At 64.6% G+C, this 16,710-nt stretch carries 17 protein-coding genes and 3 tRNA genes; 4 read left to right on the top strand and 16 right to left on the bottom strand.

What is annotated here, in order from left to right:
• Positions 1-29 precede the first annotated feature (29 nt).
• From mmsB to FYJ92_RS02135, 3 genes are read right to left on the bottom strand one after another with little or no spacing between them, the layout of a single operon-like run.
• Positions 30-944, bottom strand: a complete 915-nt coding sequence (mmsB, locus tag FYJ92_RS02145) for a 3-hydroxyisobutyrate dehydrogenase (RefSeq protein ID WP_185262408.1) — start codon at positions 942-944, stop codon at positions 30-32.
• Positions 937-2,016: an enoyl-CoA hydratase/isomerase family protein gene (locus tag FYJ92_RS02140; RefSeq protein ID WP_185262407.1), complete on the bottom strand. Its 1,080-nt coding sequence runs from the start codon at positions 2,014-2,016 to the stop codon at positions 937-939. The genes mmsB and FYJ92_RS02140 overlap by 8 nt, the downstream gene beginning before the upstream one ends.
• Positions 2,016-3,515 (bottom strand): CoA-acylating methylmalonate-semialdehyde dehydrogenase, encoded by a 1,500-nt coding sequence (locus FYJ92_RS02135; protein WP_185262406.1) that lies wholly within the window; start codon positions 3,513-3,515, stop codon positions 2,016-2,018. Before FYJ92_RS02135 ends, FYJ92_RS02140 begins: the two co-directional genes overlap by 1 nt.
• Positions 3,516-3,817: 302 nt before the next feature.
• On the opposite strand from FYJ92_RS02135, the gene FYJ92_RS02130 reads away from it, so the two are divergent.
• Complete coding sequence (locus FYJ92_RS02130) at positions 3,818-4,624, top strand: exodeoxyribonuclease III (protein WP_185262405.1); 807 nt, start codon at positions 3,818-3,820, stop codon at positions 4,622-4,624.
• A 34-nt stretch (positions 4,625-4,658) separates the two neighbouring features.
• Positions 4,659-5,648: a hypothetical protein gene (locus FYJ92_RS02125; protein WP_185262404.1), complete on the top strand. Its 990-nt coding sequence runs from the start codon at positions 4,659-4,661 to the stop codon at positions 5,646-5,648.
• An 82-nt stretch (positions 5,649-5,730) separates the two neighbouring features.
• Here the strand turns inward: FYJ92_RS02125 and FYJ92_RS02120 are convergent, their stop codons facing one another.
• The 5 genes from FYJ92_RS02120 to FYJ92_RS02100 form a co-directional block, all read right to left on the bottom strand.
• On the bottom strand, positions 5,731-6,774 hold the full coding sequence (locus tag FYJ92_RS02120) for a LacI family DNA-binding transcriptional regulator (RefSeq protein WP_370526105.1): 1,044 nt from the start codon (positions 6,772-6,774) through the stop codon (positions 5,731-5,733).
• A 145-nt stretch (positions 6,775-6,919) separates the two neighbouring features.
• The gene (locus FYJ92_RS02115; RefSeq protein WP_185262402.1) at positions 6,920-7,174 is read right to left on the bottom strand and encodes a hypothetical protein; all 255 of its coding nucleotides are present in this window, start codon (positions 7,172-7,174) and stop codon (positions 6,920-6,922) included.
• On the bottom strand, positions 7,171-8,064 hold the full coding sequence (locus tag FYJ92_RS02110; RefSeq protein WP_185262401.1) for a carbohydrate ABC transporter permease: 894 nt from the start codon (positions 8,062-8,064) through the stop codon (positions 7,171-7,173). The genes FYJ92_RS02115 and FYJ92_RS02110 overlap by 4 nt, the downstream gene beginning before the upstream one ends.
• Positions 8,061-9,098: a carbohydrate ABC transporter permease gene (locus FYJ92_RS02105; protein WP_185262400.1), complete on the bottom strand. Its 1,038-nt coding sequence runs from the start codon at positions 9,096-9,098 to the stop codon at positions 8,061-8,063. Before FYJ92_RS02105 ends, FYJ92_RS02110 begins: the two co-directional genes overlap by 4 nt.
• A gap of 7 nt (positions 9,099-9,105) precedes the next feature.
• Complete coding sequence (locus FYJ92_RS02100; protein ID WP_185262399.1) at positions 9,106-10,386, bottom strand: ABC transporter substrate-binding protein; 1,281 nt, start codon at positions 10,384-10,386, stop codon at positions 9,106-9,108.
• 126 nt (positions 10,387-10,512) lie between these two features.
• Here FYJ92_RS02100 and FYJ92_RS02095 point away from each other — a divergent pair, with 126 nt between their 5' ends.
• Positions 10,513-12,366 carry a glycoside hydrolase family 13 protein gene (locus FYJ92_RS02095; protein ID WP_185262398.1) on the top strand — a complete coding sequence of 618 codons (1,854 nt, stop codon included), beginning with the start codon at positions 10,513-10,515 and terminating at the stop codon, positions 12,364-12,366.
• A 218-nt stretch (positions 12,367-12,584) separates the two neighbouring features.
• Here the strand turns inward: FYJ92_RS02095 and FYJ92_RS02090 are convergent, their stop codons facing one another.
• The 8 genes from FYJ92_RS02090 to FYJ92_RS02055 all read right to left on the bottom strand — a co-directional run bounded on the left by FYJ92_RS02090 (position 12,585) and on the right by FYJ92_RS02055 (position 15,463).
• On the bottom strand, positions 12,585-13,196 hold the full coding sequence (locus FYJ92_RS02090; RefSeq protein ID WP_185262397.1) for a hypothetical protein: 612 nt from the start codon (positions 13,194-13,196) through the stop codon (positions 12,585-12,587).
• Entirely contained in the window at positions 13,193-13,762 is a 570-nt protein-coding gene (locus FYJ92_RS02085; RefSeq protein WP_255482374.1) for a DUF6286 domain-containing protein, read from the bottom strand. Before FYJ92_RS02085 ends, FYJ92_RS02090 begins: the two co-directional genes overlap by 4 nt.
• A 74-nt stretch (positions 13,763-13,836) precedes the next feature.
• Complete coding sequence (locus FYJ92_RS02080) at positions 13,837-14,217, bottom strand: hypothetical protein (RefSeq protein WP_185262396.1); 381 nt, start codon at positions 14,215-14,217, stop codon at positions 13,837-13,839.
• Entirely contained in the window at positions 14,214-14,405 is a 192-nt protein-coding gene (locus FYJ92_RS02075) for a hypothetical protein (protein ID WP_185262395.1), read from the bottom strand. The genes FYJ92_RS02080 and FYJ92_RS02075 overlap by 4 nt, the downstream gene beginning before the upstream one ends.
• Entirely contained in the window at positions 14,402-14,878 is a 477-nt protein-coding gene (locus FYJ92_RS02070) for an Asp23/Gls24 family envelope stress response protein (RefSeq protein WP_185262394.1), read from the bottom strand. The genes FYJ92_RS02075 and FYJ92_RS02070 overlap by 4 nt, the downstream gene beginning before the upstream one ends.
• 224 nt (positions 14,879-15,102) lie before the next feature.
• Positions 15,103-15,178, bottom strand: a tRNA-Phe gene (locus FYJ92_RS02065).
• Between the two features lie 48 nt (positions 15,179-15,226).
• Positions 15,227-15,300, bottom strand: a tRNA-Asp gene (locus tag FYJ92_RS02060).
• Positions 15,301-15,390: 90 nt separating this feature from the next.
• Positions 15,391-15,463 (bottom strand) — tRNA-Glu (locus FYJ92_RS02055).
• Between the two features lie 166 nt (positions 15,464-15,629).
• Here FYJ92_RS02055 and FYJ92_RS02050 point away from each other — a divergent pair.
• On the top strand, positions 15,630-16,679 hold the full coding sequence (locus tag FYJ92_RS02050) for a PHP domain-containing protein (RefSeq protein ID WP_185262393.1): 1,050 nt from the start codon (positions 15,630-15,632) through the stop codon (positions 16,677-16,679).
• The last annotated feature ends 31 nt before the right edge of the window (positions 16,680-16,710 follow it).

Here is a 16,710-nt window from a genome sequence, read left to right as displayed (position 1 = left end):
TGCGAGCGTTGCCGCTGCTGCAGATGGTGCTATTGCTGCGATTTGTCGCGGATATCCGTGATGATTCCGGAGAAGTCCCGGCCGGCTCCGCCTTCAGCGGCAAACGTATCGTAAATTTCGGAGGCGAGCGGTCCCAGCCGAGCAGCCACCCCCGTACTTTCCAGCGCATTGAGCGCCAGTCGCAGGTCCTTGGCCATCAGCGCTCCCGCGAATCCCGGCTGGTAGTTGCGGTTGGCAGGGCTGGTGGGGACCGGCCCGGGGACCGGGCAGTTGGTGGTCAAGGCCCAGCACTGACCGGAGGCGTTGGAGGCGACGTCGAAGAGCGCCTGGTGCGTGAGGCCCAGCTTCTCGCCCAGCACAAAGGCCTCGCTGACCGCGATCATGGAGACCCCCAGGATGAGGTTGTTGCAGATCTTGGCAGCCTGGCCGCCGCCGTGCGCGCCGCAGTGGACCACGCGTTTGCCCATCACCTCGAGCACTGGCCGGACGGCCTCGAAATCCTCCGTCTCGCCGCCCACCATAAAGGTCAGCGTGCCGGCTTCCGCACCCACCACGCCGCCGGAGACCGGGGCGTCCACAGCACGGTGGCCGGCCGCAATGGCGAGCGCGGAGGCTTCCCGGGCCTCGTCAACGTTGATGGTGGAGCAGTCCAGGAACATGGTGCCCGGCTTGGCTTCGGCGAGCAGGCCCGGCTGTCCTTCGGCGCCGCTGTAGGCATCCAGCACGTGCTGGCCGCTGGGGAACATGGTCAGCACAATGTCGGCACCGGCGATGGCGTCCAGCGGGCTGGCCGCCGTGGGGACACCGTGTGCCTGGGCGGAATCCAGGGCGGCGGGGATTACGTCGAAGCCGGCCACGGTGTAGCCGGCACGGACCAGGTTCACTGCCATGGGGCCGCCCATGTGGCCCAGGCCCAGGACAGCGACGGTGGTTTGTTCAGGCATTGTCCGGCTCCTTTGTGTTCAGCGTGAGCTCCCGGTCCCCCAGCGGCGCGAAGAACCGTGCCACGTCCGTCGCGTGCACCTCGTGCAGCGTGGCCGGCTTCCATTGCGGTGTGCGGTCCTTGTCCACCACCTGCGCGCGGATTCCTTCGCGGAAGTCCGGCGCAACCAGGAAACGAAGACCTACCCGGTATTCCTGCGCCAGCGCTTCGTCCAGCGAAAGTCCCTTGGCCTGGCGGAGGGACTCCAGGGTCACCTTCACGGCCGTCGGCGACTTCGCTTCGATGGTGGTGGCAGCCTCGGTGGCCCCGTCCCCCTCCACCCCCGGCGTGCCATCCGGCGCCCCATCCATGGTCCGTAGCCGCCGGACAATGTCCTCCACGTCATCGCTGGCGTAGGCGGCATCGATCCAGCCGCGCTGCTCCTCGAGCCCGGAGGGCGGCGGGTTCCGCGCAAAGCGGACGACGGCGGCTTCCGCAGTTTCGTGTTCGAGCGCGGCCGCCAGCTCCGGCAAGTTCCCCGACGGGACAAAGTGGTCCGCGAGGCCCAGGAACAGCGCATCCGCGCCGGTCAGGTGAGCTCCCGTCAGCGCCGCATGGGTGCCCGTCTCCCCAGGTGACTTGGCCAGCAACCAGGTCCCGCCGACGTCGGGCACAAACCCGATGGTGGTCTCCGGCATCCCGGTCCGGGTCCGTTCGGTGACCACCCGCACCGAGCCGTGCGCTGAGATTCCCACGCCGCCGCCCAGCACCAGGCCATCCATCAAGGCCACATAAGGCTTCGGGTAGGCGGCAATCAGTGAGTTCAGCCGGTATTCGGCCTGCCAGAAGTCAGCTGTTTCCGTGCCGCCGCCAAGAATGTCCCGGTAGATCGCCACAATGTCGCCCCCGGCGCAGAGGCCCCGCTCGCCTGCACCGCGCACCAGGACGGTGGCCACGCCGTCGTCGTCCGCCCAGGCCGTGAGCTGCGCCAGCATGGCATCCACCATGCCGGCGTTCAGGGCGTTGACGGCTTGGGGCCGGTTGAGCGTGATGATGCCCAGGTGGCCGCGCTTCTCGAACAGTACCTCCGTCATCAGCTGCCTTCCGGCATGATGAAGCTGGCGCCCTGGCGGATCCCGGACGGCCAGCGTGTGGTGACCGTCTTGGTCTTGGTGTAGAAACGGAACGCGTCGGCGCCGTGCTGGTTCAGGTCGCCGAAACCGGACGCTTTCCAACCGCCAAACGTGTAATAGGCGATGGGCACCGGAATGGGGACGTTGATGCCAACCATTCCCACCTCCACCCGGCTGGCAAAGTCCCGGGCGGCGTCGCCATCGCGGGTGAAGATGGCCACACCGTTACCGAATTCGTGCTCGGAGCACAGCCGGAGGGCTTCGTCGTAATCGGCGGCGCGGAGCACGCTCAGGACGGGCCCGAAGATTTCCTCCTGGTAGATCTTCATGTCCTTGGTGACGTGGTCAAAGAGCGTGGGTCCCACCCAGAAACCGTCGTCGTAGCCTTCCACCGTGAGGCCGCGCCCGTCGGCCAGCAGGGTGGCGCCCTGGTCCACGCCGGACTGGATGTAGCCCTCGATCCGTTCCTTGGCACTCGCCGCCACCACGGGCCCGAAGTCCGAGTCCTTGTCCAGGCTGTGGCCTACCCTGAGGTGTTTGACGCGCTCGGTCAGCTTGGCTACCAGCGCATCCGCAGTCTTCTCCCCCACCGGGACAGCCACGGAGATGGCCATGCAGCGCTCGCCGGCGGAGCCGAAGCCGGCGCCGATCAGGGCGTCGGCGGCCATGTCCAGGTCCGCGTCCGGCATGATCACCATGTGGTTCTTGGCCCCGCCGAAGCACTGGGCGCGCTTCCCGTGGGCGGCAGCGGTGGCGTAGATGTACTGGGCAATGGGCGTTGAACCCACAAAGCCGATGGCCTTCACCCGGGGATCTTCCAGCAGCGCGTCAACGGCTTCCTTGTCCCCGTTGACCACGCTGAACACCCCGTCCGGCAGCCCGGCCTCGGTGAACAGTTCGGCCAGGCGCAACGGAACCGAGGGGTCCCGTTCGGAGGGCTTGAGGATGAAGGCGTTGCCGGCGGCGAGGGCCGGGCCGGACTTCCACAGCGGGATCATCGCCGGGAAGTTGAACGGGGTGATGCCCGCGACCACGCCGAGTGGCTGGCGCAGCGAGTGGACGTCGATGCCTGCACCGGCGTCGTCGGAGAATTCGCCTTTGAGCAGGTGCGGGGCACCCGCCGCGAACTCCACGACTTCAATTCCGCGCTGGATATCGCCTTTGGAGTCCGCGAACGTCTTCCCGTGTTCGGAGGACAGCAGCGTGGCGAGTTCATCCATGTTCTCGTTGACGAGGTCAACGAATTTCAGCAGGATCCGGCCGCGGCGCTGCGGGTTCATGGCGCCCCACTGGACCTGCGCCTTCTCCGCGGCGGCCACCATGTTCCGGACTTCCTCCCCGCTGGCCAGGGGCAGGCGCGCCTGGACCTGGCCCGTGCAAGGGTCAAAAACGTCGCTGAAGCGGCCGGAGGTCCCCGCCACCCGTTGGCCATCTACGTAATGGGATAGTTCGCGCACCATGATGCAATGCTCCTTCGCATGTGATCCAGGTCATCTCTGCAAGCGAATATACTCGGACTTCCTACTAAATTCCAGACTGCCCCAAACCCTCGTGGCGCCCGCTGTCGCCGTCGCCGTCATTTTGTTGCGGTACGCGTCCTGGGGCACTTTGACCCGCATCCGGGGCCCCGCAGCACAATTCAACGGCCTGCCTGCGCCATAGTGCCCCGTTTCTGCGGACACCGGCCGCACAGTTGCCCGGAACCGACCGCGCCCGCGCCGCGGCAACGCCTCCGGGCAACAAGTTCGGTAAGTTAGGGACTGTGAAGATTGCTACCTGGAATGTGAACTCCCTCCGTGCCCGCGCCGACCGTGTGGAGGCCTGGCTGCAGCGCAGCGATTGCGACGTGCTGGCGATCCAGGAGACCAAGTGCAAGGACGAAAACTTCCCCTGGGAGCTGTTCGAACGCATGGGCTACGAGGTGGCCCACTTCGGCGTCAGCCAGTGGAACGGCGTGGCCATCGCCTCCCGGGTTGGTTTGGAAGACGTGGAACGCACCTTCCTGGACCAGCCTCCGTTCGGGAAGGACGGCAAGGACCCCGTGCAGGAGGCCCGCGCCATGGCTGCCACGTGCGGCGGCGTCCGGGTCTGGAGCCTCTACGTGCCCAACGGCCGCTCGCTGGATGACGAACACATGCCGTACAAGCTCAAATGGCTCGAATCCCTCAAGCACCACGCCCAGGGCCTTGTCACCGCGAACCCGGAGGCCCAGGTTGCCCTGATGGGCGACTGGAACATCGCGCCCCAGGATGAGGACGTCTGGGACATCGACCTTTTCCTGTCCCAGGGCCATACCCACGTCAGCCCGCCGGAGCGCGCCGCCTTCCACGCTTTCGAAGAAGCCGGCTTCACCGACGTGGCCCGTCATTACACGCCCGGTCCCGGTGTGTACACCTACTGGGATTACACCCAGCTGCGCTTCCCCAAGAAGGAGGGCATGCGCATTGACTTTGTCCTTGGCTCGCCGGCCTTGGCGGCCCGCGTCACCGGCGCCTCGATCGACCGCGAGGAACGCAAGGGCAAGGGCGCCTCGGACCACGCCCCCGTCCTAGTGGATCTGGCCGACTGATGGCTGCAGCCGCGGCCCAGGAAGGGAGACTGTATTGACGGGAAACCTCTACCGGGGCCAGGCCGGCCTGCCGTTCTCCTCCACCCTGCGCGTCTACGAACCGCTGGACGCCTTCCCGGAAGGACAACGGGACGCCATCCGGACCGCCGGAGCCCGCACGGCCTCCCGGGCCGCCGTCGAAAACGCCGAACTGCTGGCCTCGCTGGGCAGGATCACACGCTCCGGCGGGGACCCGTTCCCCACCGGGCGGACGGACCTGGTCCGGGTCACCAGCGTTCCCGGCGTCCCCCCGGGGCGGACCCCGCAGGCAGGAATGTCCGACGCCGGTGCCGAGTCCGGCCCGGGTGTCGAATCCGGCTTCGGTACCGGGATAGGCGCAGGTTCCGGCCCTGACGCTGGGGGCGCTGGGAGTGACTCCGGGACCGGGCGCGTCCTGCTGTACTGCCCCAGCCAGCTGGTCCTGCGCGCCGGCCTCGCTGCGAATGCGCTCATGGAAGGCATCCACGGCCCGCTGGCCGAAATGCTGATTCCCGAAGAGCAGCGGGACAAGCACCAGGAGCGCATTGACCAGGTCAAAGCCCGTGACGGCGCCATCCGCGTGCATAGCCGCGCCTCCACCTGGGGCATCCCCTTCAGCTGGTTCTCGCTGTTTATGGAAAGCGACCATAAGGATGTGGTGGAATCAGGCGGGCGCATCCTCACCGTCAGGGTGTGGGCTCCCATCACCGAAGCCATGGAGCGGGCACGGTACGCCGTGGCTCACCTGGCGCTGGCCGCCCCGGACCTGGACATGCTGGACGACCTCGCCCAGCTGACCGAATGGCTGGAGCTGTTCCACGTCAATTCCATGGTGGAACTCGACTACGGCGCCGTGGCGGACAAGGTGTACCCGGACGAGTCGCCCATGGACATCCGGCTGGGCATTGAATGCCTGGCAGAGGGCGACATGACGGGCGCCGCGGCGGCCTACCGCAGGCTGGCTTCCCGCTGGATTCCCATCAGGCAACTCGCCCGCGCGTCCTGACCACAGCTTCCTGACCGCCGCGCCGCGAACGCGGCATCCTGGCACCCACGGCCTCCTGGCTCGGATGCCCCGCAGTGCCTCCTCAGGAAGGAGGCTGTGCCGTCGTACGCCTGACGATGAGCTGGTGGGGCGCGACGGCGGACTGGACCGCCCCGACCATGCCGTCCAGTTCATCGAGGAGCATCTTGGTGGCCAGCTCGGCCTGCTCATCGGGCCGCTGCCCCACTGTGGTCAGGCCCACCGCGTCGGAGAAATCGTGGTCATCGATCCCCACCACCGAGAGGTCCTCCGGCACCCGGACGCCCGCCCGGGCGGCTTCAAAGATGACCCCCATGGCCATCTCGTCGGACGCGCAGAAGATGGCGGTTGGCTTCGGGCCGGGTGCGGCCCAGAGGCGCCGGAACGCTTCCTGGCCGCTGCGGACCGTGAAGTCTCCCCATTCGTCCCACTCGGGGCGGGTGGCGAGCCCCGCTCCCGCCATGACCTCCTGGAAAGCCAGGATCCGTACGCGGGGAACGTCGAAGTTAAGGTCCGTTTCGTCGTCGCCGTGCAAGAGGGCAATATCCCGGTGGCCGAGGTCGATCAAGTGCCGGACGGCGGTGGATGCAGCGGCGTAGTCGTCGATGCCGATGTACGCGCACTCCTCCACATGGCCGCCCACCACGATCAGCGGGATATCAATCTTCTGGAGGTGGTCCAGTTCGTCGTGGCTGAGCGCCATACAAAGGACCAGCAAGGCGTCAATCTGCTTATAAACCATGGTCTTGCTGAAGAGGCGTTCACGGTTGCTGCCGTGACCGCCCAGGTTGAAGAGGGAAAGGTTGTAGTGCCGGGCGTGAAGTTCGCGGTCCGCGCCCTCGATGGCCTTGGAGAAGAACCAGCGGCTCACGAACGGCGCCAGGACGCCGATGGTCTTGGTTCGGCCGGTGGCCAGTCCTGACGCCGACGACGACGCCACATAGCCCAAAGCACCCGCCACCTCTAGGATCTTCTCCCGGGTGGCGGGCGAAACCCTGGGCAGCCCCCGCACGGCCCGGGAAACGGTGGCAGTGGATACGCCGGCGGCCGCTGCCACGTCCTCAATGCTGACGCCGCTGTGGCCACCCCGTTGAGACCTCCCAGGCATGCGTGCCACCGTTCCCCTCCGTGCTCGCTGCGTGCGGCTGCTTTACTTCCTGCAATGCCTCCATGCCATGGTATTCTGAGCCGCTCCTTGCTTCGCAGTATTACCTGCGCGCCGGCGGGCCACCCGCTGGATTTTAGGGAGCCCCCTACCTCCGGTCCGGCAGCCGGCGGCGCAACCGCACCATCCCGTAGACCGCCAAGAGATTGGCCAGCAGGCCAAGGGACCACCAGAGCGCAGGCTGGCCCGTCACTTCCATCCACACCGTGACCACGAGCAGAACCACGGCCCAAAAGCCCAGGAACCCGATGATGACGTCAAAGTCTTCGCCGGACCGGGCCCTTCGACGTTCAGGGCGGACGAGCCCTTCGTTCTGCCCGCCATGCTCCGAAGACCGCGTCACTTGACAGCACCTGCTGTCAGGCCGGCGATGATCTTACGCTGCAGCACCAGCACCAGGACCACCAAGGGTATGGTCACGATAGTGCCGGCGGCCATAATGGCCGTGTACGGGATCTGGTTCGGCTGGGCACCGGCAAAGCTGGCGATGGCCACCGTTACAGGCTGCGTCGCCGCGTTGGACAGCTGGCTGGCGATCAGGAATTCATTCCAGGAGGAGATGAACGCCAGGATTGCCGTAGTGAAGATGGCCGGCGCTGCCAGCGGCATGATCACCTTTCGGAAAGCCTGACCCTGCGTGCAGCCGTCCACCCGGGCCGACTCTTCCAACTCCCACGGCATCTCGCGGAAGAAGGATGTCAGGGTGTAAACGGTCAGCGGAAGCACAAAGGAGATATTTGGGATGATCAGGGCCTGGTAGGTACCCATCCAGCCGATGTTAGTGAACAGCTGGAACAGCGGCGTGATGAGCGCAACGCCCGGGAACATGGAAGCGCCGAGGATGAACCCCAGCACCAGGAACTTGAACCGAAAATTCAGGCGGGCCAGTGCGTAGGCGGCAAAAACGCCGATCAGCAGCGATACGACAGTGACCACTGTGCCAATGATGACACTGTTGAGCAGTGCCTGGCCGAACCGGTTGCCGAAGGACGTGTCGAACGCCGTGGCAAAGTTGTCCAGGGTCACGTGGGTGGGCAGCAGTGACGTGTCGTATGTGAAGCCTACCTCCCGGAACGCCGTCACCACCATCCAGTATGCGGGGGCCAGGCACCAAACCAGGATGACTGCGGCGCTGATGTACGTCCGCCCCTGTGCCCACTTCTCCCGATTCTGGGCGGTCTTGCGGCCCTTGTCCTGCCGGGCGCGCAGTTCCGTGGCTGTTGCCGAGCTCATTTCTTCCCCTTACCTGTTGCGCCGCTTTGTTCCACAACGTTCGCCCCAAGGAAGCGAACGAAGATAAAAGCGACCAGAAAGATGATGATAAAGGTGATGGTCGACAAAGCCGCGGCCGAGTTGAACCCTTGCCTGATCTGGTTGATCACCAAAATGGACAGCGTGGTGGTGTTGTTCGCACCCTGCGTCAGGATGTAGGGCAGGTCGAACATCCGCAGGGCGTCCAAGGTGCGGAACAGAATGGCCACCATCAAGGCAGGCCTAACGAGGGGCAGGGTGATCAGGCGGAACCTCTGCCATGCCGAGGCACCGTCCACCCTGGCAGCCTCATAAACGTCCGCCGGGATCATTTGCAGACCTGCCAGGATCAGGAGAGCCATAAACGGAGTGGTCTTCCAAGTGTCTGCGATGATCACAGCCCATTTGGCCGGCCACTCGCTGCCAGTCCAGAGGATGGAGGCGTTGAAAAGCTTGTTGGCGATGCCCTCGAACGCGAAGATGAAGAGCCACAGTTGGGCAGTCACCGCAGTTGGAATGGCCCACGGCACCAAGACGGCTGCGCGGACCATGCTCCGGCCCTTGAAGGTCCGGGCCATGATCATTGCCATCCAGAAGCCAAGAATGGTCTCAAACGTGACGGTGACAATGGTGAAGAAGAATGTAGTACCCGTTGCGGCCCAGAACTGCCCGCCCAATGTTCCCTGAGGACAGGCGATGGTGCCGCCGCCGGGGGCTGCGCACTGCTGTGCCAGCCAGTTCACATAATTCTGGATTCCCGCCGGGCCGCCAGCCGTGAAGAGTCCGGTGGCTGGATCCAGGCCGGCGTCCTTCTGGAGAGACATGACTATAGCGCTGATGATCGGATAGACGATCACAATGCCCAGCGCGATGATGGTGGGGGCAAGAAGCCAGGAAGCCCACTTGCCCTGGCTCAGTATTTTGTTGTCCTCACCCACACCCTTGGGTGCGTGGTGGATCGGGGTCCCGCCCGACGCCGGCGGTTTTGTCGGCGTCGGGCCCAATTCAGTTGCCATGGCTAAGTTACGACCCCGCGCCCGCAGATTCGATGGACGCCTGCATATCAGCGAGGGCCCTTTCAGCAGACTTTTCGCCCTTCAGCGCCGCATAGGAGTTCTCCTGGATGGCCTGCGTGACAGCCGGGTAGAACGGTGTCACGGGACGCGGTACGGCGTTCTCGATTGAGGTTTTCAGCACCGGCAGGTAAGGCAGTTTCGCCACCAGTTCCTGATCCTCGTAGAGCGATCCAATTACGGGAGCCAACGAACCCTGGGTGGCGAAGAACTTTTGCTGCTCTTCTCCCACCAGGAACTTAACAAAGTCCAGGGCAGTTGCCTTGTTCTTGGAGTAGACACTGATCGCAGCACTGTGGCCGCCGAGCGATGATGCACCGGGTCCGTTCTTGCCCGGAAGCGCTGTCATGCCCAGCACGTCCTTAACAACGGAGGAACCTTCAGTCGTGGCAAGGTTGTAAACGTAGGGCCAGTTGCGGAGGAAAAGCAGCTTGCCCTCTTGGAAGGCCCGGCGGCTTTCCTCTTCTTGGTACGTGATGGCCTCGGCCGGAATGTTCCCGTTGGCAAATGCGTCTACCAGGTTCTGAAGGCCTTCCTTGGCCTCAGGCGTAGTCAGGCTCGGCTTGCCTTGGTCATTCAGGACTGACCCTCCGGCGGAGTTGATGGCCTCGGAGGCGTTAACCGTCAGGCCTTCATACTGCTTGAACTGCCCGGCATAGCAGCCGATGTTGTTTGCTTTGGCGATGGAGCACATTTCCATCATTTGTCCCCACGTGGTGGGCGGCGTAGCGACAAGGTCCTTGCGGTAGTAGAGAATGCCACCATCAGAGGAGACGGGGGCCGCATAAAGCTTGCCTTGGTACGAACCTGCCTTGACCGTGGGCTCGAGCATGCCATCGGTCTTAACGGCCATGGCGCCTTCGAGGGGCTGGAGCCATCCGCGGGCTGCGAACTCGGCGGTCCAGACGACGTCCACGCTGGCAACGTCGTAGTTCTCGTTTTTGGCCTGGTAATTCTGAACCAGGTCATCATGCTGCTGGTCAGCCTGGTCTGTCTGCTCCTTGAACGTGACCTGCTCGTTCGGGTGTGCAGCATTCCATTTATCCAAGAGGGGACGGACGACGTTGCTGTTGTCCTTGCCCTGTACGTACGTGATGGGTCCACGGCCGTCCAGGTTCGCTTCGGCGTCCGTGCCGCCTGTGGTCCCCCCGCCGCCGCCCGCGCAGGCGGAAAGCGTCAGGGCCAAAATGCCGGCGGTAGCTGCCGGGAGTAAGAATTTGCGGGTTTTCATTGCTTGAGGCTCCTCGCTGAGTGACAAGTAAGTCGACAGTGCGCTTGATGTGGTGACCATCACACTAGTAACGTTGCATCGAGTTATGCAAGCGTTTACATCAAAACGTTATAGGAGAGGAACCAAATGTCCCACCCGTTCGTTCCTACCCCCGGTTCGGGTGTCCCATCCTGGTGGGCCGGCGCTGTTGTGTACCAGATCTACCCACGTTCCTTCGCGGACGCGAACGGGGACGGAATGGGCGATCTTCAGGGGGTTACTGCACGCCTGCCGTATCTCCAGCGGCTCGGAGTGGATGCCATCTGGCTGTCACCGTTCTACAAGTCTCCCCAAGCGGACGCCGGTTACGACGTTGCGGACTACCGTCAGGTCGACCCCCTTTTCGGGACCCTGGCGCATTTCGACGAAATGTTGCAGGCGGCTCACGGTCGGGGGCTGAGAGTCATTGTTGATCTCGTCCCCAACCACACCTCGGACGAGCATGTGTGGTTTCAGGAGGCGCTGGCCTCGGTCCCCGGCTCCGTGCAGCGGGACCGCTACATATTCCGGCAGGGCAAGGACGAGGTGCAAGGATCCGGTGACGGCAATCTGGCCCCGAATAACTGGCGATCGATTTTCGGCGGGCCAGCCTGGCGCAGGGTCACCCAAGCCGACGGCGGCCCCGGCGATTGGTACCTCCACCTTTTCGACGCCAAACAGCCGGACCTGAACTGGGGCAACGCCGAAGTCCAAGAGGAAATGCGTTCCGTGTTGCGCTTCTGGCTGGAACGTGGAGTCGACGGCTTCCGCGTGGACGTCGCCCACGGCATGGTCAAGGAAGCGGGACTGCCGGACTGGGAAGGCGCGGTTGCCATGGTGGAAGGCACCGCCGAACCGGCCCCAGCCCGAGGGGATACCCCACCTGGTGATGCCCCTGGAGCACATACGGAGGCGCAGGAGCCCCACCGCGCAGTGTCGCCGCAGTACCCGCCGTCGCCATTTTTTGATCAGGACGGTGTGCATGACATCTACCGGGATTGGAACCGTCTGCTGGCCGCATACGCAGGCGATCGGATGATGGTCGCCGAAGCCTGGGTGGAACCGGCGGAACGACTGGCCCGGTACATCCGTAAGGACGAAATGCAGCAGGCATTCAACTTCGACTTCCTGCTCGCCGGCTGGAACGCTGAGCGAATGGCCGAAGCCATCGAAGATTCCCTCAAGGCCGCGGCGTCCGTGGGAGCGCCGTGCACGTGGGTGCTGAGCAATCACGACACCGTCCGTCACAGTACCCGGTTCGGCCTGAAAGATCCCACCTCTTTCCCCAAGGGCGTTGGGGCCGGGGATGAACAGCCGGATGCCGCCCTGGGATTGCAACGTGCACGCGCCGCCACATTGGTGTCCTTGGCGCTGCCCGGCTCCGCCTACATATACCAAGGCGAGGAGCTTGGCCTTCCCGAGCACACCACCCTCCCTGACGAAGCCCGGCAGGATCCCACGTTCTTCCGCACGAACGGAGTTGAAGTCGGCCGCGATGGCTGCCGCGTCCCGCTTCCCTGGAATGCAGACCAATCCGGTTACGGCTTCGCAGACGCTTTAAGTGCCGACGGTGCCGGCGTCGATAATGCAGCGCCCAACGGCGGCTCCAGCCGTCGCGTGCCCGCGGCACCCTGGCTGCCCCAGCCGGAGTCCTTTAGGAACCTCGCAGCCGACCGTCAAGATGGCGCAGCGGGTTCCACGCTGGAGCTGTACCGTTCGGCGCTGGCGTTCCGCTCGGCCCATGGACTGGGGTCCGGAACGTTCCAGTGGGCCGACATCCATCAACCAGCCCAAGGTGTGCTGGCCTTCAATAACGGCAAAGTCCAGGTAGTCAGTAACCTGGCGTCAGTTGCGATACCCGTTCCCGCTGAGTACACGGTGGCTCTGGCCAGTGGCCCGCTGACCAGCGACACCACGGCCGAAATTCCGGCAAACTGCACGGTTTACTTGACCCTCACGTGATCTTCCCTGAGCGCATGGCGACCTTGGCGCCAAAGCCCTTGGCGTTTTCTGCTACCTCACCAGCGAGTTCCTTGGCATTTGCTGCTCCGCTGCCAGTGCCTCGCTCGCTCATGGTGTCCTCCTAGATTCCCCGGTCATTCCATCCGGACAGTGGTGGTGGGTAGTTGCCAGCCGATATCCGCCGGCATCGGCACGATCAGGTGTCCCGCCGTCTGACCCTAACGGACGCGTTCGGCCCGGCTGAACCGTGTCCTGGCCCCGGCACCGATATGGATCAGGACCGGCGTCCGTTTGCCAACCACTTGGTCCAAAGCATCTACCAAGGCATAGACCTCGTCCGCCAGGAGGTGCGGCGCCACGCCCTGGCGCGGCTGGAGCCGGATTTTCAAGGCAGGGCTGCCCTGGACATCGTAGGTTGCCACCGTGGCACCCGCCAGATCGGGCCGTTCAGCCAAAGCGTGCTTCAACGCCTGTTCTGCTACTCCCCCGCTGATCCGCACGTCTCCGGCCACGGTCCCGGGATCGTACTCGGCCACCAGCAGGTTGCTACGGCCCTTGCCCTGCTGCGCGATCCAGGCCACCATCAGGCCAATAAGGACTACCAGGGCAAGAGCTATAAGAATCCAGAGCCAGCTTTCCGGACGTCCCGGGAATCGGGTGTTGTCGAAGTACTGGTTGACGCTGCGCCATGCCGATCCGGACCAGGCATGCCACCAGGTTCCCACTGGTGGAACCGCGGCAAGCAGGACGAGCAGGATGCCCACGGCGAGCAGCTTGAGCCCGAGAATGCCCAGCAGGATCCGGTTGAGGAGCGAGGGTGTGGCCGTCATGATCCGATCACTCCTATGGTGGAAATGTTGACGCGGACCTCCGGCAACGGGACCAGTGACATCCCGCTGAGTTCGTCCTGGACCGCGGCCAGCACTGCCGCCTCAGCCACGGGAACCCCTGAGGTGGGGCGCACATTCACGATGACCTGCCGCCGGGACACCACCACCATGACCTGTTCCGGGGTGACATTGGCGGCGAGCCGTGCGCTGCGCGCCAGGGCGGAGGCGATGACCTCGTCATCCACCACCACGGCGGACGAACTGCCAGCGCTGTTCAGCACATGCCGGGCGCGTCTTCCCGGCAGGATGGCGTTGAGCAGGAAAAACAGTCCCACCATAGCCACCAAGGCACCACTGGCACCGAGCAGCAACGGCGGGGTACCAGCCGGCAGGGCAACGATGCGCTCCGCTGCCAGCTGTGGTTCGATCAGCCAAGCCGGCTGCCCAATGGCGTGCACGGCCGATTCGAGAAGCCCGTAGCCGGCAAGCCCCATCACCAGGACCGCTGCCACTGTTGCCACCGCTGCCCGCGAGGAATGTGTCTCCCGGTAGACGACCCTGCGCATGTCGGGTTGCGGCCGGGCCCGGGCGCGGCTTGTTGGCGTCGAATCCGCCAGGTCCCCGTCCACTGTTCCGCCGCTCATTGGACCCGGACTCCCTCGATCGGTTTAACGCCGCTGATTCGGATATCTACCCTGCTCAGACGGGCGCCGCTGAGGGCCGTGACCGTCGAGAGGATCCTGGCTTTGGCATCGACCGTCCGGTCCCAAATTGATCCGCCGAACGCGGCGACCCGGCCTGCGTCCCTGAGCACGGTGGCCAGCGGCGGGATCCTGATAGGTGACACGAGCGACAGAGCCAGCAGGCCGTCATCGTCCGTCCAGTCCGCCCGGACATCGTGGGGATCCACGCCGAGGGCTTCCGCGGCTGCTGTCCTGGCAAGGCTGGTCAGGGCCTGCGTGCTGATGCGGTTGTGTCCGTTCAGGACGTGGACCGGGAAGGAAGGCGACGCTGACGTCATGACGAGGAGCGCCGGCCGATGATGGCGTCCAGGACGCCGCGCAGGTCCAGTTTCCCTTCCGCTGCGCGGCCCAGGAGGGCGCCGATAGCCATAAAGAGGATGGAGACCAGGAAGCCCCACAGCCCGAACTGGAAGGACATAAACGCCACGAAGGCGCCTATTGCGATGCCCACAACGGTCAGGTTCACAGCAGTGCCTCCCTCTCGGCGCCGGCAGGCGCTCCGGCCTTCACTGGCGGTGCCACGTAGACATCGGTTACTTCGACATTCACTTCGATGACCTGCAGGCCAACGAGTTCCTCGACCGCGCGGTACACGGCCGATCTGACCTGATCGGCCAGGGAATGCAGTGGCGTTCCATAGGAGGCCACCAAACTGATGTCTACCGCCACCTGCGTCTCACCGACCTCGGCGCGGACACCGGCCGCATGGTCCGAACTGCCGACGGCGTCCCGGATGGCTCCCAGCGCACGGGACGGGGCCGAGCCCAACGAGTAGACGCCGGGCACGGTACGGGCAGCGATGCCGGCAACTTTTGCCACGGCGGTCTCCGCGATCACGGTGCGCCCATGCCCTGGTACGGGCGCCTGGCTGGCGGCGTGGTGGCTGGTAATCAGCTGGCGCTCGACACCCGCATCGGGTTGTGGGTTCTGGTATTCCATCAGGCACTCCCCTTCTATTGCTCCCAACCCTATCCCTAACGCGAGTTCCGGCGTGGGAAGCTGCCGAGAGTCAGCCTCCTCGCACAAGAGCCGGCCCCGCCCCTCCTGAGTTCTGTCCACTGATTGCTCCTGAGAGCGCTGGACGGGGCGGGAGGAAGCGTTGCGCAGGCGGGTGCCCGATTAAAGAAGAAAAGCACCAGTTCCGAAGAACTGATGCTTCCCAGTGGTGGCTCCGACCGGCGTCGATCCGGTGACCTTTCGATTTTCAGTCGAACGCTCTACCAACTGAGCTACAGAGCCTAGGTGACATGTCACCTTGACTGCCGGAATTTCTTCCAGCAATCAGAGCGACCCTGACGGGACTTGAACCCGCGACCTCCGCCGTGACAGGGCGGCGCGCTAACCAACTGCGCTACAGGGCCTTGATTTTCTTGCTTCGCGGCATCGCTACCGCTTTTTTCAAGGCTTCCAGCTTACCAGACGTTTTCAGCCTGCCAGACCAGTTCCTTGCGTACCCCCAACGGGATTCGAACCCGTGCCGCCGCCGTGAAAGGGCGGTGTCCTAGGCCGCTAGACGATGGGGGCCAGAACCCGTTCGGCACAAAATAAAAGGCTTCGAGCCAGGGCTCTCAGTCTTCTCGTTTGCAGTTGCTCCGAACTGGACTCTAAAACTATAGGGCCTCGGCGGGAATAACTCAAAATCGGCCCGCGACACCTGACCGAAGCGGCCGGAACAGGCGAAGATGGACAGATGGATGCCGTCGCCGCGCTCAATGAAATTGCTTTCTGGCTGGAACGGGAACGCGCCGCCACGTTCAAGGTCCAGGCCTTCCGGAAGGCGGCCGGGATCATCGCCGGACTCGACCCTTCGGAGGTGGCGTCCCGGGCCCGGGACGCCAGGCTCAAGAGCATGAAGGGCATCGGCGACAGGACCTACCAAGTGGTCCGGCAGGCCGTGGACGGCGAGGTGCCCGAGTATCTTGAGGATCTTCGCCAGCGAAGCGCGGTGCCGCTGGCGGACGGTGGGACCGAGCTTCACGAAGCGCTCCGGGGCGACCTCCACAGCCACAGCGACTGGTCCGACGGCGGCTCTCCCATCCACCTCATGGCAGACGCTGCCCGCCTTCTGGGCCGCGAGTACCTGGCGCTGACAGACCACTCCCCCAACCTGACCATCGCCAACGGGCTCAGCGCCGAGCGCCTGACCGAACAGCTCGACGTTGTGGCCGCGATCAACGCCGCCTCCGCAGCTGACGGCGAAAAGGACGGATTCCGGCTCCTGACCGGCATCGAGGTGGACATCCTGGAATCCGGCGAACTGGACCAGTCACCGGAGATGCTGGACCGTCTGGACATTGTGGTGGCCAGCGTCCATTCGAAGCTTCGGGCGGACGGCGCCACCATGACCCAGCGGATGCTCCAGGGCATCCAGAACCCCCGGACCAATGTGATGGGCCACTGCACCGGACGCCTGGTGGAGGGATCCCGTGGCACGCGCCCGCAATCGGACTTCGACGCCCTGAAGGTATTTGCGGCGTGCGCCGAAAACAATGTGGCGGTCGAGATCAACTCGCGCCCCGAGCGGCAGGACCCGCCGGATGACCTGATCCGGCTGGCCCTGGACGCCGGCTGCCTGTTCTCGATCGACAGCGACGCCCACGCTCCGGGCCAGCTCGACTTCCTCCAGTACGGGGCGGCCCGTGCCGCGCACAACAATGTGCCCGTGGACCGCATCGTTACCACCTGGCCCCTGGAGCGGCTGTTGGAGTGGTCGGCCCAGGATTGGCAGAAAATCGACTAGACGTGTCCGATTCCCGCCAGCTGCCGGCGCC

Origin of the sequence: Pseudarthrobacter sp. NBSH8, assembly GCF_014217545.1 — a bacterium.
Lineage (GTDB): Bacteria > Actinomycetota > Actinomycetes > Actinomycetales > Micrococcaceae > Arthrobacter.
This window is presented reverse-complemented; position numbering and strand designations above follow the sequence as displayed.